Below are 12,616 nucleotides of genomic sequence, written 5' to 3' on the forward strand. Positions count from 1 at the left end.
GCGCTCCCCTCCCTCTGACCGGAGAACAGAGCCATGCAAAGCCGCCGCCTCGGACAAAGCGCCATCCACGTCTCCGACATCTGCATGGGGACGATGACCTTCGGCAGCCAGGCCGACGAGGCGACGGCGTTCCTCGTGCTCGACCGCTGCTTCGACGCCGGGATCAATTTCTTCGACACCGCCGAGGGCTATCCGGTGCCGCCCGACGTCAAATGGGTCGGCCGCACCGAGGAAATCGTCGGGCGCTGGATGAAGACCAAGCCGCGCGACGCGATCATCCTCGCGACGAAAGTCTCGGGTCCGAGCCATGTGTGGTTCAAATCGCCATGCCGGGGCGGCATGACCGCGCTCGACCGCAAGAATATCATGCAGGCCATCGACGACAGCCTGACGCGGCTTCAGACCGACTATGTCGACCTCTACCAGACGCACTGGCCCGACCATGACGCGCCCTATGACGAGATGATGGACGCGCTCGACGAGCTAGTTCGCGCCGGCAAGGTGCGCATCCTCGGCTGCTCGAACGAGACGAGCTGGGGGCTGATGAAGTCGCTCGCGGCGTCGGAGAAGCTTGGGCTTGCGCGCTATCACACGATCCAGAATAATTTCAGCCTCAACAACCGCCGCTTCGAGGACGAGCTGGCGCAAGTGTGCCGGCAGGAAGGCGTCAGCCTGATCCCCTATTCGCCGCTCGCCGGCGGCGTTCTGACGGGCAAATATCAGGGCGGCGCGACCCCCGAGGGCGCGCGCTTCTCGCGCTACTTGCAGATGGAGGGGCGGCAGGCGGCGATGGGCCGCCGCTTCGTCAACGACAAGACGCTCGCCGCGACCGAACGCTATCTGAAGATCGCCGAAGAAGCCGGGCTGCATCCGGTGACGATGGCGACGGCGTGGTCGAAACAGCATGATTTCGTCGCGTCGACGATCGTCGGGGTCAGCGCCTATGATCAGGTCCAGCCGATCCTCGATGCGATGGAACTGGTGCTTTCGGACGAGGTGATGAAGGCTCTGCACAAGGTGAGCAAGGACATCCTCTACCCGATGGGGTAAAGCCGGTCCTTTCATTTCGTCATCCCGGACTTGATCCGGGATCCATTTACGCGACGGTGGAATAACGGATGCCGGATCAAGTCCGAGGATGACGATTCAAATAACTTTAGTGGGCGGCCATTCGAGGGTCAGCGCCTCGCCGACCCGCAGCGCCCGCCATGTCGCCGAAAGCCGCTCGAAATCCTCAAACACCCGCCGCCGCGCGGCGTCGAATTGCGCGCGCTCGTCGGCGCTGAGCGAAGCGCGCGTCCGTTCCGCCTCACCGAGCGCCGCGCGCTGCGCCGCGCTGTCGGGGCGCTGGCCGCTCCGCCAAGCGACGTCGAAAAGGAAGGCGGCGAGTTCGGACAGCTCGCCCTCGCGGCCTTGGCTTTTGATCAGCTTCGCGCCCTTCGCGACCTGCTTGCGCGCTGCGCGCTGACGCTCCTTCGCCGACAGCGCACCGCCCGCCTCGACATGGAAGGAGCCCGCGTCGCCGCCCGCCGCGATCTGGCCGAACACGCCGGCCTTCAGGCCAAGCGCCGCCTCGACGACGAAATGCACCATATCGTGCGGCAGGTCTGGATCGAAGCCCGGCGCCGGATCCATGACGAGCGCCGGGGCGCCTTCGCGCTCGATGCGCATGCTGTAGCGGCGTTCGCCCGAGCGGATGAAATGGACTTTCATGGGACCTGTCTGTAGCTTCGCGTCCCGTTCCACCAAAAGGATTTGCGATGACTTCTGCCCGCCGCGCGTTTTTCGCCCTCGCCGCCTTCTCCGCCGTCATCGGCACCGCGCATGCCGCGAACCCAACGATGTTCCGCGACGCGGGTTGCGGCTGCTGCCTCAAATGGCTCGAGCAGGTGAAGACCTCGTTCGGGGCGAAGGCGGTCGTCGTCAATTCGCCCGACATGGCCGCGGTCAAGGACAAGCAGGGCGTGCCGCAGGCGCTCAGAAGCTGCCACACCGTGCTCGTCGGGGGATATGTGATCGAGGGCCATGTCCCCGCGAAGGAGATCGCCCGCCTGCTCCGCGAAAAGCCGAAGGGCGTGAAGGGCCTCGCCGTCGCGGGCATGCCGGTCGGGTCGCCCGGCATGGAACATGGCGACCACCGCGAAGCCTATAAGGTCATGACCTTCGGCCCCGGCGGCCAGCGCGTCTATGCGAGCTACGCCGCGAGCGGCGGCGCGCACGCGCACTGACCGTCAAGCGGGGCTTCAGGCCAGCTCGGCCTTGAACAGTTCGAGCATCCGCGCCCACGCCTTCTCCGCCGCCGCTTCGCTATAGACGCGGCCGTCGGGCGGGCACCAACCGTGCTGGGCCGGATAGACCTCAACCTCGTGCCATTGCTTGCGGGGTTCGAGCACCGATTTCAGCAGGACTTTCTCGTTCGGGCTTTCCTTGTCGTCATCCTCGGCGATCGCGAAAAGATAGCCGGCTTTGGTGCCGGGGATCAGCAGGTGCGGGCTGTCGGGCTTGTCGGTGCCCACGCCGCCGCCGTGAAAACTCGCCGCCGCGCCGACGCGGTCGGGCTTCAGCGCCGCGGTATAGATGGTCATCGGCCCGCCCATGCAGTAACCGGTGGTGCCGAGCCCCCGCTTCGTATCGACCTCGCCCTGCGCGTCGAGGAAGGCGAGATGCGCCTTCGCGTCGGTCTCGACGATCGGCTTGGTGAGCTGCTTGAGATAGCCGAACAGCTTTTCGCGCACCGCGGCGACGCCCCAATTATTCTCGGCATCGACGACGGGCGCCTTCTGCCAGCGGTAGAAGGGATTCACCGTCAGCACCGCATAGCCCTCGCCCGCGAGCCGGTCGGCCATCTGGCGAAAGGCGGGGCGCAGCCCGCGAATGTCGGGCCACACCAGCACGCCGGGGTGCTTGCCCTCGGCGGGGGCGACGAAATAGGCGTCGCAAATGCCGTCGGCGGTCGTGATGGTGACGTCGCGGCCCTTCACCGGCTTGCCCGCGATCGCGCGCGCCGGCAGCGCCGCCATCAACGCGCCCGCACCCGCGAGCGTGGTGAAGCTGCGGCGCGCGACGGGCATTCCGGCGCGGTCGCGATCGGCTTCCATCTTTTCGGTACACATGGGCTCTCTCCTTGGGGCATTTTTTGAAAAGGCGCAGAAAACTGCGCAACTTCACTCGCGATTGCAGGTTTCGTCCCGTTATCGGGATCGACCAGAGGGCAAAGCTAATCGACGCTCGCTTTATAGGACAGCGGTTTTTGCCCGATTAGATCCTCCCTGTGGCGAAGCCATGGGGAGGGGGACCGTCGCCGCAGGCGATGGTGGAGGGGCCGCGACGGGTGCGCCATAGGCCCCTCCGTCAGCGCTTCGCGCTGCCACCTCCCCATGGCTACGCGACAGGGAGGATCATTATCTCATCAAAGTTCAGCGCCACATGATGAACGCCAACCTCGCGCAGCATTGCGCCGTGCGCCGCGCGGTCGACGATATGCCCCGCGCCGCAGAAGCCGACCACCGTCATCCCCGCCGCGATCGCCGCTTGCGCGCCGGTCGGCGAATCCTCGATCGCGAGGCACGCCGCCGGATCGACCCCCAGCCCCTTTGCCGCCGCAAGATAGATGTCGGGAAAAGGCTTGCCGCGATCCCAGCCGTCGGCGCTGTAGACATGCTCGCCGAAATGATGGCCAAGCCCGAACAGTCCCAGCGCCCAGCCGATATATTCGGCGCGGCTCGACGAGGCGATCGCGCGCGGCGTGGCGCCGAGCGTATCGAGAAAGTCGGCGACGCCCGCGACGGCATCGAACCCTTCCATATAGCGCGCCCGCGCCCGCTCGCGGTGCGTTTCGCGGAAATCGGCGGGAAGCGGCCGCCCGTAACGCGCCTCGATCCGCCGCTGCGTCTCCTGCCAGTTATGGCCGTAATAGTCGCGCAGACATTCGTCATAGGTCGCAGGCATCCCCGCCGCGGTCAGGCTTTCGGCGAGCGAGAGGTTCGCGCGCACCTCACTGTCGGCGACGACGCCGTCGAAGTCGAAGATCACCGCTGCATAGGACATGGGATTCAGCGCATCACCTCATGTTCGCGGACATGGGTCCACGGTCCCTCGCCCGACCAGCCGCGCCCGTCGGGAAAGGCCAGCTTCAACCCGCGAAGCTGTTCGGGCGCAAACAGGCGCATGTTGACGCCCATCAGGTCGACTTCGCCGCCCATCCGCTCGATCAGGCCTTCGGTGGCCGACCAGTGCGTCGAGCAGCCGCAGGTGGCGCAGAAATGCAGGTCCGAATTGGGGTTTTCGCGGTCGGCGCGGTTGTAGGTCCGCGTTTCGCCTTCGATCACCACATCGCGCGGCGAACAATAGGCCCAGAGAATGCCATGCGAAAAGCAGAGCGAGCAATTGCACTCGGCGAGTTCTTCGGGTGCCTTGGCGAGGCGCACCGAAACGGCGCCGCAATGGCAGCTCGTCTCCCAGCTCATTCCACCGTCACCGACTTGGCCAGATTGCGCGGCTGATCGACATCGGTCCCCTTCGCGACCGCCACATGATAGGCGAGCAACTGCACCGGCACCGCATAGACGAGCGGCGCGATCAGCGGGTGGACCTTGGGCATCTCGATCGTCGCCATGCAGCCGTCGCCGGCTTCGGCGAGGCCTTCGGCGTCGCTGATCAGCACGACCTTGCCGCCGCGCGCCATGACTTCCTGCATGTTGCTGACGGTCTTTTCGAACAGCGGGCCCGACGGGGCGAGGACGATCACCGGCACCGCTTCGTCGATCAGCGCGATCGGGCCGTGCTTCATCTCGCCCGAGGCATAGCCTTCGGCGTGGATGTAGCTGATTTCCTTGAGCTTGAGCGCGCCCTCGAGGGCGAGCGGATAGTCGGGGCCGCGGCCGAGGTAGAGCACGTCGCGCGCGGGGGCGACGAGGTGCGCCATCGCGGCGATATCCTCGTCGTGCGCGAGCGCGGCGTTGAGCGCGGCGGGCGCCTCGATCAGATGTTTGACGATCTCGCGCTCGTCGGCGGCGCTGAGCTTGCCCTTCTTGAGCGCGAGATGCGCCGCGAGCGCGGCGAGCACCGCGAGCTGGCAGGTGAAGGCCTTGGTCGAGGCGACGCCGATTTCGGGCCCCGCGTGGGTCGGGAGCAGCAGGTCGGCTTCGCGCGCCATGCTGCTGGTCGGCACGTTGACGACGACCGCGATCGTCTGGCCATGCGCCTTGCAGTGGCGGAGCGCCGCGAGCGTGTCGGCGGTCTCGCCCGACTGCGAGATGAAGAGCGCGAGACCGCCCGGCGCCAGCACCGGATCGCGGTAACGGAACTCCGACGCGACATCGATGTCGACGGGCACGCGCGCGAAGGTCTCGAACCAATATTTGGCGACCATTCCGGCGTAGAAGCTGGTGCCGCATGCAACTATCGTGATGCGGTCGATCTTCGAAAGGTCGAAATCCATCTGCGGCAGCGCGACCGTCTGTTCGAGCGGGCGAATGTACGAGGAGAGCGTCTGCGCGACCACCGTCGGCTGCTCGAAAATCTCCTTCTGCATGAAGTGGCGGTAATTGCCCTTCTCGACCGCTGCGGCGGTGACGCCCGAGGTGGTGATCTCGCGCTCGACGGGATTATTGTCGGCGTCGAATATCTGCGCGCCTTCGCGCCCGACGATGACCCAGTCGCCTTCGTCGAGATAGGCGATCTTCTGCGTCAGCGGCGCGAGCGCCAAAGCGTCGCTGCCGAGATAGGTTTCGCCGTCGCCATAACCGACGACGAGCGGCGAGCCGAGGCGCGCTCCGATCAGCAGGTCGGGGTGGCTGCGAAAGGCGATCGCCAGCGCGAAGGCGCCGCGAAGCTCTGGCAGCACCGCCTTCACCGCATCGGCGGGCGATTTGCCGGCTTCGACCTGTTCGGAAACGAGGTGCGCGACGACTTCGGTATCGGTTTCGCTCTCGAACCGCCGTCCGCGGCCGGTCAGCGCCTCGCGCAGCGGCTTGAAATTCTCGATGATGCCATTGTGGACGAGCGCGACTTCGCCCGTCGCGTGCGGGTGCGCGTTGCTCGTCGTCGGCGCGCCGTGGGTCGCCCAGCGCGTGTGGGCGATGCCGACGGTGCCGGGCGCGGGGTTGCCCGCCAGTTCCTTCACCAGATTACCCAGCTTGCCTTCGGCGCGGCGGCGGATCAGCTGCCCGTCCTCGACCGTGCACACGCCCGCCGAATCATAGCCGCGATATTCCATGCGCCGAAGCCCGTCGACGAGACGGTCCGCGACCTGGGTCGTGCCGATGATTCCGATGATTCCGCACATGGATAATGGCTTTCTCTTATAGCGTGTAGGGGACGCGAATACCCGGCATCGATGCCGGGAAATCCTTTGTATTGCGTGTCACGAGAACGCGGCCGCGAATCTGGGCGGTCGCAAGGATGATGGCATCGGGCGCTTTCAGTCTCGATCGTTCGCGGCGCAGCGCGGCCGCGCGGTGCGAAATCTCATCGTCGATTTCGTCGAGCCCGAAACGGCCGAGAAACTGCAGCGCATCGCGAACGACCGCGTCATGGCCCTTGGACAATATTTCGATCCACGCCATCCGGCTGATCCACATGCGGGCCCCGCTTTCCGCGATGCGCCGCAACTCCCGCTGGGCGGGAGCATGGTCCAGCAAGGTGTCGATGAGGATATTGGCGTCGAGGCTGTAGCCGCTCATCCGGACTTCTTTTTGCGCTTTTTGGCGGCTTTTTTGGTCAGCGCCAGATAATGCGCGCGTTCCTTGTCATCCTCGTCGGTGAAACATTCGGGCGATTCCGCCCGGACCTCTTCATAATCATCGTCCCACGGCCGGGTCCATTCGGCGCGCCGCTGGCGATCATATTCGCGCGGATCGATCGAAATGCCGTGCCGCGCCCAGGCACCGAAGCCCACTTCCAGCCAGTCCTTCGGCGTCTCGGCGCGATAGGCCGCCACCGCCTCGCGAAGCACCGATGCGCGCGACTTCCCCTGCTCGGCCGCAAGCTGGTCGAGCCATTTGATATCTTCATCGGGCAGGTCGGCAAGAATACGAGTCATTGATATACTGATATCATATCATGATATCATGTCAATCGATCGACTTGCGGTAGACGAGGAAACCCGACTTTTCCGCGACCCGATCGTAGAGCGCCATCGCGGTCTCGTTGGTTTCGTGCGTCAGCCAGTATACGCGCGGAAGCGAACGCTCCCGTGCGGCGCGATAGACCGCTTCGATCAACGCCCGACCGACGCCCTGCCCCCGCGCCCCTGCGGAAGCGAAGAGGTCCTGCAGATACAGCGACGGCAGCAACGACGTCGTGCTGCGGTGGAGCAGATAATGGGTCAGGCCGAGCAGTGCGCCGTCCCGTTCGGCGACGAGCGCGAACATCGGTTCATACGGATCGAAAAAGCGCTCCCAAGTCGCCGCGGTGATCTCGGGCGCCAGCGCGGTACCGCCGCTGCGTCCGTAAAATTCATTGTAGCCGTCCCATAAGGGGAGCCAGCGGTCGTAATCGGCGCGGATCGCCGGACGGACGATCAGATCGCTCATACCCGCCCGAAATTGCGATCGACGAAGATCATCGCGAATTGCACCGGGTCGGGTGCCGCGCCATTGCCCTCGGCAAAGCGCGCCCGCCCATCGGTCCAGATTTTCCGGATCTGCGCGGGCAGTTCGGGACCGAATTTCATCTGCTGTGCAACGATCTGATCCCAGCTTCCCTTCGCACCGAAACTCTGCTCGAGCTGCGGCACCATCGCCTCGCAATAACGCTCGGTCGCTTCGTCGAGATGGCCGATCGCCCTCAGCACCCACGCGTCGACGAAGCGCAGGAAGGGCTTGTCGTCGTAGCGATCGCTCATTTGCTCTTCTCCGCCGCCTTCTTCTTGCGCATCGCGTCGTGGAAGCGGTCGGCCCAGCCGGGCTTCATCAACTGCTCGCCGCGCACGATGCGAAGCTCGCCGTCGGCGACGTCGCGCGTCACCGCGCTGCCCGCCGCGACGATCGCGTCGGCGCCGATCCTGACCGGCGCAACGAGCGCGCTGTTCGATCCGATGAAGGCGCGCTCGCCGATCTCGGTCTTATATTTGAAATAGCCGTCGTAATTGCAGGTGATCGTGCCCGCGCCGATGTTGGCATTCGCGCCGACGCTGACGTCGCCCAGATAAGTGAGATGGTTCGCTTTTGCGCCCGGGCCGAGCACAGCCTTCTTGGCCTCGACGAAATTGCCGATCTTCGCCTTCTCGCCCAGCACCGTGCCGGGGCGCAGCCGCGCGAACGGACCGACTTCGCATCCCGCGCCGATGATCGCGCCCTCGATATGGCAGTTGGCGCGGATATTGACGCCATTGCCGACCGACACGCCGGGACCGAAAAAGACATTGGGCTCGATCGTCACGTCGCGGCCAAGCTCGGTATCCCACGAGAACCAGACCGTGTCGGGGGCGCGCAGCGACGCGCCGCCCGCCATCGCTTCTTCGCGTTTGAACGCCTGCCACTGCGCCTCGGCCGCGGCGAGTTCGGCGCGGCTGTTGATCCCGGCGACGTCGGCGGGATCGGTCGTCACGACCGCGCACGACCGCCCGTCGGCATTCGCGATATTGACGATATCGACGAGGTAAAATTCCTTCGCGGCGTTGTCGTCGGTCACCCGCGCGAGCAGCGCGAACAGGTCGCGCGCCTTTGCCGCCATCAACCCTGAATTGCAGAGCCGCACCGCGCGCTCCTCGGGAGTCGCGTCCTTGTGCTCGACCATCTTCACAACGCGGTCGCCTTCGGCAATCACGCGGCCATATTGCAGCGGATCGGCGGGTTCGAAGGCGAGGACGACGACGGCGGGCGCGTCGGGAGTGTTCAGCCGGTCGATCATCGACCGCAGCGTTGCCTCGGGAACGAAGGGCACGTCGCCATAGAGGATCAGCACATCGCCCTCGAAGTCCGCGAGCGCGCCCTCCGCCTGCCGCACCGCATGGCCGGTGCCAAGTTGCGGGTCCTGCACCGCCAGTTCGGCACTGCCGCCGAGCGCGGCCTCGAGCTGATCGGCCTTGTCGCCGACGACCACCACTTTCTTCGCCGGCGCGAGCGCATCGACCGCCGCCATCAGGTGCAACAGCATCGGCCGCCCCGCGATCGGGTGGAGCACCTTGTGCAGGTCGGATTTCATGCGGGTGCCCTTGCCCGCGGCAAGGACAATGGCGGCAATGGGGGCGGCGATGGAATTGCTCATGGCCGCTGCCATGCCAGCAAATCATTGCGGTTTCCAGAGCATCGCGCCATGCGCGGCGGATGAACGGATTTCCTTTTGCGATCGTCGGCTTCGATCTCGACGGCACCCTTCTCGATACGCTCGGCGACCTGGCCGCGGCGGTCAATCATACGCTCGCGCAAATGGATCGCGCGCCGCTTGCTGAGGCGGCGGTGCGGCCGATGATCGGGCGCGGCGCGAAGCATATGCTCGAGGAGGGGCTGCGCGCTTCGGGCGGCGTCCCCGATGGCGCGGTTGAGCGCCTCTATCCCGAACTGCTGCGCTTTTACGAAGCGCATATCGCGGTCCACAGCCGCCCCTTTCCCGGCGTCGTCGCCGCGCTCGACCGCCTCGACGCGCTGGGCGTGCGCACCGCGGTCGTGACAAACAAGCTTGAGGGGCTCGCGCGGCAACTGCTCGGCGAACTGGGGCTCGCCGACCGCATGGCGGCGATCATCGGCGGCGACACGGTGGGGGCACGCAAACCCTCGCCCGAGCCGATCCGCGCGATGCTCGAGCGGTGCGGCGGCGGACGTGCGGCGTTCGTCGGCGACAGCATCTATGACGTAACGGCGGCAAAAAATGCGGGTCTGCCGAACGTCGCGGTGAGCTTCGGCTTCCTCGATCGGCCCGCGAACGAGCTGGGCGCCGACCATGTGATCGATCATTATGACGAGTTGGTCCCGCTGCTCGCGCGGCTGTAGAAGGGAAATATCGCCTCCTTGTCCGTCATCCCGGCGGAGGCCGGGATGACGATAATCAAGAATCGGCTAGCGTTTGCGCCACTTCGTCCAGAGATGCTTCGCGAGCATCGCGGGCGGCATGCGCAGCCAGTGCGAGCGGATGTAGAAAACCTGTTCGAGCAGCGGGTTCGTCACCCGCCCCCAGTCGTCGCGCGCGAGCAGGCGGCGGCGGAACCATGCGTCACCGGGGTCTTGCCGGTCCCATCCGCCCGGCAGCACCGCGCCATAGAGGTCGCGCGACAGCCGGGCGGCGCGATGCACCGCAGCTTGCAGCCCGTGCAGGTCGGCGCGCCCGTCGAGCTGCCCCCAAAACCCCGCGTCGGCCGCGGCGAAATCGCGCGTCATCAGGTGAAAATCCCAAAGGTTGCGCAAGCCCCCCTGCAGATCGCCGTCGGCGAGCATGTGCGCCGCGCAATGCACCGTCATGTCGGTCGGTTGCAGCACCGCAAAGCCGTCCCCGCTCGTCACCGCATCGCTGACCAGCGCGAGCGCGTCGGGGGTGATGCGGTGCGTCTTGGGCAGGATCGTGTGGTGGACGTCGATCATGCGGTCGCGGCCCGAGTGGATCATCGGCGGCAGTTCGTGCATGTGCGCGCGGTAATAATGATCGTCATAGGGGTCCGACTTGACCCATTCCCAGCCCGCCTTGAGCAGCGCATTCTCGGCGCGGCGGATGTCGGCCGCGAGCACGAGGATATCGAGGTCGCCGATCTGGCGTCCGGCAGCGCACGCCATGGCCGCGGCGGCATAGGCCGCGCCCTTCAGGAGCACGAACTCGATCCCCACGGGCGCGAGCGCGCGGCGCGCCATTTCGGCTTCCCACAAGGCTTGGCGCTGCGCGACCTCTGCCGCCGCGCGCTGGTCGGCGAACAGCGCGGCAACCGCATGCGGGAGGGCGGCGCCGTCGAGCCGGTGCGCGAGCGTCGCGAGCATCGCTTCGCTGCGCGCGACGCCAATCACGCCGTCCCAGTCGCGCGGCGCAAGGCCCGCGGGGTCGCGCCGCCCGGCGAGCAGATCGACGAAGGCGGCGACGGCGCTCACCGCGCCGCCTCCGCCCATAATTCTTCGACCAGCGCTATCCCCGCCGCGCTGTCGGGATAGGTGATGCCGAACGCCGGCGTTTCGCGCACCAGCCGCGTCAGCGCGGCAAAGCCCGCTTCGCCGAGCGCGACATAGTTGGTCGACGCCTCGGTCAGCCGGACGAAGGCCTCGCCCTCGCCCATCGACTCGATGCCCGCCGCTCTGCCGAAGCGCGGGAAGAGCAGCAGCGCCGGGCGCGCGGGCGCGTGCATCGCGGCGATCGCGTCGGCGCGCGGGATCAGGTGGCGGATATCGCCCTTCGGCGTCCCCGCCAGCAGCGGCCCGAGCCGCGCGGCATCGACGCGCGCAGCAACCTCGGCGATCGCTTCATTCTTGAGGCTCACCGCGCGCGGAAAGGCGAAAGCGTCGCCACCCGCCGGGTCGATCAGCGTGAACTCGTCGCCCATCAGCCGCCAATCGCCTTCTCCGAGCAGCGCGGCGAGGGTCGATTTGCCCGAGCCCGATTCGCCCGACATGATCAGCGCGCGGTCGTCCCTGGCGACCGCGCTCGCGTGGAGCAGCAGGTGCCGCCGCCACCCCAATGCGACCTGCAGGTTCATCGCCATCTCGGCGGCGAGCAGCCCCATCGACAGCGGCAGCGGCAGCGCGCCGGGGACGATGAAATCGCCGCCGATATGCACCGACGGGCGCAGCCAGCGCCGCCACGGCCGCGCCGCAAACAGCCGCACCGTCGCGTCGGCAGGGCGCGCATCATCACGCGGATAGCCGGCATAAAGACGGTCGAGCGCCGCCACGGGACCGGCCCAGTCGCTGCCGATGCGAAATTGCACCGGGCCGACGGCAATGCGCACGCTGTGCCTCACGCGCGCTCCACCAGCCCCATCGCCGCGAGTTCGCCAAGCCGCTCGGCAAGGATCGGCTGCGCCTCCCCGGCGCCGCCGAGGTCGAACGTCGCAGCAAGCCGCTCGGCAACGCGCGCGGGGGTGCAGGCGTCGGCACCCATCGCGTCCAATATCTCGGGCAACGGCGACACGACGAGATGCGTCTGCATCGACCGCCGGTCGAAAATCGCAGTCAGCTCGCCGAGCGGTTCGATCCGCAGCGCATCGGCCGGGGCGGCGCGATAGGCGCGATCAGCCATAATCTTCGGCGGCGGCGGTCAGTTTGGCGAGGATGGCCATCAGCTTCGCGCGTTCGCCCGCGCTGATGTTCGATTCGAGCTGCGCCTCGCTCGCAAGCGCCGCGGGGACGATCGCATCATAGAGCGAGCGCCCGGTGTCGGTGAGTTCGAGATGGTGCGAGCGCCCGTCGGCCTCGTGCGCCTGGCGCGCGATCAACTGGCGGTCGGCGAGCACCTTGGCGGCGCGGTTCACGGTGACCTTGTCCATGCGCGTCGCGGCGACCAGCTCACGCTGCGTCTTCGGCTGGCCTTCGCCGAGCACCGCCATCAGCCGCCATTCGGGAATCTTGAGCCCGAAGCGATTCTCATATTCGGCGGCGATCCGGCTCGACAGGGCATTCGATGCGATGGAGAGGCGGTAGGGCAGGAAATTGTCGAGATTCAGCTTCTTCGCGGCCATGCTTGTCAAAACCCCCAACTATCC

At 66.6% G+C, this 12,616-nt stretch carries 17 protein-coding genes; 3 read left to right on the top strand and 14 right to left on the bottom strand.

What is annotated here, in order from left to right; all coding sequences use genetic code 11:
- Positions 1 to 33: 33 nt before the first annotated feature.
- A complete protein-coding gene (locus OVY29_RS06680; protein ID WP_037553929.1) occupies positions 34 to 1,050 on the top strand; it encodes an aldo/keto reductase in 1,017 nt (338 codons plus the stop codon).
- Positions 1,051 to 1,146: 96 nt separating this feature from the next.
- On the opposite strand, the gene OVY29_RS06685 is transcribed toward OVY29_RS06680, so the two are convergent.
- Positions 1,147 to 1,713: a hypothetical protein gene (locus OVY29_RS06685; RefSeq protein WP_037553930.1), complete on the bottom strand. Its 567-nt coding sequence runs from the start codon at positions 1,711 to 1,713 to the stop codon at positions 1,147 to 1,149.
- Positions 1,714 to 1,760: 47 nt separating this feature from the next.
- On the opposite strand from OVY29_RS06685, the gene OVY29_RS06690 reads away from it, so the two are divergent.
- On the top strand, positions 1,761 to 2,228 hold the full coding sequence (locus OVY29_RS06690) for a DUF411 domain-containing protein (RefSeq protein ID WP_037553931.1): 468 nt from the start codon (positions 1,761 to 1,763) through the stop codon (positions 2,226 to 2,228).
- Positions 2,229 to 2,243: 15 nt separating this feature from the next.
- Here the strand turns inward: OVY29_RS06690 and OVY29_RS06695 are convergent, their stop codons facing one another.
- From OVY29_RS06695 to glmU, 9 genes are all read right to left on the bottom strand, one after another.
- Positions 2,244 to 3,113 (bottom strand): dienelactone hydrolase family protein, encoded by an 870-nt coding sequence (locus tag OVY29_RS06695; RefSeq protein ID WP_037553932.1) that lies wholly within the window; start codon positions 3,111 to 3,113, stop codon positions 2,244 to 2,246.
- 268 nt (positions 3,114 to 3,381) lie between these two features.
- Positions 3,382 to 4,047 carry an HAD family hydrolase gene (locus tag OVY29_RS06700; protein WP_037553933.1) on the bottom strand — a complete coding sequence of 222 codons (666 nt, stop codon included), beginning with the start codon at positions 4,045 to 4,047 and terminating at the stop codon, positions 3,382 to 3,384.
- A 5-nt stretch (positions 4,048 to 4,052) separates the two neighbouring features.
- Positions 4,053 to 4,466 carry a GFA family protein gene (locus OVY29_RS06705; protein ID WP_037553934.1) on the bottom strand — a complete coding sequence of 138 codons (414 nt, stop codon included), beginning with the start codon at positions 4,464 to 4,466 and terminating at the stop codon, positions 4,053 to 4,055.
- Positions 4,463 to 6,286: a glutamine--fructose-6-phosphate transaminase (isomerizing) gene (gene glmS, locus OVY29_RS06710; RefSeq protein WP_037553935.1), complete on the bottom strand. Its 1,824-nt coding sequence runs from the start codon at positions 6,284 to 6,286 to the stop codon at positions 4,463 to 4,465. The genes OVY29_RS06705 and glmS overlap by 4 nt, the downstream gene beginning before the upstream one ends.
- A gap of 16 nt (positions 6,287 to 6,302) precedes the next feature.
- Positions 6,303 to 6,683, bottom strand: coding sequence for a PIN domain-containing protein (locus tag OVY29_RS06715; RefSeq protein ID WP_037553936.1), 381 nt, complete (start codon positions 6,681 to 6,683; stop codon positions 6,303 to 6,305).
- Positions 6,680 to 7,042, bottom strand: coding sequence for a ribbon-helix-helix domain-containing protein (locus OVY29_RS06720; protein ID WP_037553937.1), 363 nt, complete (start codon positions 7,040 to 7,042; stop codon positions 6,680 to 6,682). Before OVY29_RS06720 ends, OVY29_RS06715 begins: the two co-directional genes overlap by 4 nt.
- 31 nt (positions 7,043 to 7,073) lie before the next feature.
- Positions 7,074 to 7,535: a GNAT family N-acetyltransferase gene (locus OVY29_RS06725; RefSeq protein WP_037553938.1), complete on the bottom strand. Its 462-nt coding sequence runs from the start codon at positions 7,533 to 7,535 to the stop codon at positions 7,074 to 7,076.
- The gene (locus tag OVY29_RS06730; RefSeq protein ID WP_037553939.1) at positions 7,532 to 7,846 is read right to left on the bottom strand and encodes a hypothetical protein; all 315 of its coding nucleotides are present in this window, start codon (positions 7,844 to 7,846) and stop codon (positions 7,532 to 7,534) included. Before OVY29_RS06730 ends, OVY29_RS06725 begins: the two co-directional genes overlap by 4 nt.
- Entirely contained in the window at positions 7,843 to 9,210 is a 1,368-nt protein-coding gene (gene glmU / locus OVY29_RS06735) for a bifunctional UDP-N-acetylglucosamine diphosphorylase/glucosamine-1-phosphate N-acetyltransferase GlmU (protein ID WP_235211440.1), read from the bottom strand. Before glmU ends, OVY29_RS06730 begins: the two co-directional genes overlap by 4 nt.
- Before the next feature lie 59 nt (positions 9,211 to 9,269).
- Here glmU and gph point away from each other — a divergent pair, with 59 nt between their 5' ends.
- Complete coding sequence (gph, locus tag OVY29_RS06740; protein WP_037553941.1) at positions 9,270 to 9,932, top strand: phosphoglycolate phosphatase; 663 nt, start codon at positions 9,270 to 9,272, stop codon at positions 9,930 to 9,932.
- A 66-nt stretch (positions 9,933 to 9,998) separates the two neighbouring features.
- Here gph and OVY29_RS06745 read toward each other — a convergent pair whose 3' ends face one another.
- Genes OVY29_RS06745 through OVY29_RS06760 form a run of 4 tightly spaced genes read right to left on the bottom strand, consistent with a single transcriptional unit; the run spans position 9,999 to position 12,592 of the window.
- Positions 9,999 to 11,012: a nucleotidyltransferase family protein gene (locus OVY29_RS06745; protein WP_052182039.1), complete on the bottom strand. Its 1,014-nt coding sequence runs from the start codon at positions 11,010 to 11,012 to the stop codon at positions 9,999 to 10,001.
- Positions 11,009 to 11,875: an HprK-related kinase A gene (locus tag OVY29_RS06750; protein WP_037553942.1), complete on the bottom strand. Its 867-nt coding sequence runs from the start codon at positions 11,873 to 11,875 to the stop codon at positions 11,009 to 11,011. Before OVY29_RS06750 ends, OVY29_RS06745 begins: the two co-directional genes overlap by 4 nt.
- Positions 11,872 to 12,153 carry an HPr-rel-A system PqqD family peptide chaperone gene (locus tag OVY29_RS06755; protein WP_052182030.1) on the bottom strand — a complete coding sequence of 94 codons (282 nt, stop codon included), beginning with the start codon at positions 12,151 to 12,153 and terminating at the stop codon, positions 11,872 to 11,874. The genes OVY29_RS06750 and OVY29_RS06755 overlap by 4 nt, the downstream gene beginning before the upstream one ends.
- The gene (locus tag OVY29_RS06760; RefSeq protein WP_037553945.1) at positions 12,146 to 12,592 is read right to left on the bottom strand and encodes a MarR family winged helix-turn-helix transcriptional regulator; all 447 of its coding nucleotides are present in this window, start codon (positions 12,590 to 12,592) and stop codon (positions 12,146 to 12,148) included. Before OVY29_RS06760 ends, OVY29_RS06755 begins: the two co-directional genes overlap by 8 nt.
- Positions 12,593 to 12,616: the final 24 nt, after the last annotated feature.

Source organism: Sphingopyxis sp. SE2, from assembly GCF_032227185.1.
Taxonomy (GTDB): Bacteria; Pseudomonadota; Alphaproteobacteria; order Sphingomonadales; family Sphingomonadaceae; genus Sphingopyxis.

What these genes read in the sequence shown, in the direction of transcription:
- gph (WP_037553941.1), top strand. Translation starts at nt 9,270, where the DNA reads ATGAACGGATTTCCTTTTGCGATCGTCGGCTTCGATCTCGACGGCACC.
- glmU (WP_235211440.1), bottom strand. Translation starts at nt 9,210, where the DNA reads ATGAGCAATTCCATCGCCGCCCCCATTGCCGCCATTGTCCTTGCCGCG.
- OVY29_RS06715 (WP_037553936.1), bottom strand. Translation starts at nt 6,683, where the DNA reads ATGAGCGGCTACAGCCTCGACGCCAATATCCTCATCGACACCTTGCTG.
- OVY29_RS06730 (WP_037553939.1), bottom strand. Translation starts at nt 7,846, where the DNA reads ATGAGCGATCGCTACGACGACAAGCCCTTCCTGCGCTTCGTCGACGCG.
- OVY29_RS06760 (WP_037553945.1), bottom strand. Translation starts at nt 12,592, where the DNA reads ATGGCCGCGAAGAAGCTGAATCTCGACAATTTCCTGCCCTACCGCCTC.
- OVY29_RS06705 (WP_037553934.1), bottom strand. Translation starts at nt 4,466, where the DNA reads ATGAGCTGGGAGACGAGCTGCCATTGCGGCGCCGTTTCGGTGCGCCTC.
- OVY29_RS06690 (WP_037553931.1), top strand. Translation starts at nt 1,761, where the DNA reads ATGACTTCTGCCCGCCGCGCGTTTTTCGCCCTCGCCGCCTTCTCCGCC.
- OVY29_RS06720 (WP_037553937.1), bottom strand. Translation starts at nt 7,042, where the DNA reads ATGACTCGTATTCTTGCCGACCTGCCCGATGAAGATATCAAATGGCTC.
- OVY29_RS06755 (WP_052182030.1), bottom strand. Translation starts at nt 12,153, where the DNA reads ATGGCTGATCGCGCCTATCGCGCCGCCCCGGCCGATGCGCTGCGGATC.
- OVY29_RS06700 (WP_037553933.1), bottom strand. Translation starts at nt 4,047, where the DNA reads ATGTCCTATGCAGCGGTGATCTTCGACTTCGACGGCGTCGTCGCCGAC.
- glmS (WP_037553935.1), bottom strand. Translation starts at nt 6,286, where the DNA reads ATGTGCGGAATCATCGGAATCATCGGCACGACCCAGGTCGCGGACCGT.
- OVY29_RS06725 (WP_037553938.1), bottom strand. Translation starts at nt 7,535, where the DNA reads ATGAGCGATCTGATCGTCCGTCCGGCGATCCGCGCCGATTACGACCGC.
- OVY29_RS06685 (WP_037553930.1), bottom strand. Translation starts at nt 1,713, where the DNA reads ATGAAAGTCCATTTCATCCGCTCGGGCGAACGCCGCTACAGCATGCGC.
- OVY29_RS06680 (WP_037553929.1), top strand. Translation starts at nt 34, where the DNA reads ATGCAAAGCCGCCGCCTCGGACAAAGCGCCATCCACGTCTCCGACATC.
- OVY29_RS06695 (WP_037553932.1), bottom strand. Translation starts at nt 3,113, where the DNA reads ATGTGTACCGAAAAGATGGAAGCCGATCGCGACCGCGCCGGAATGCCC.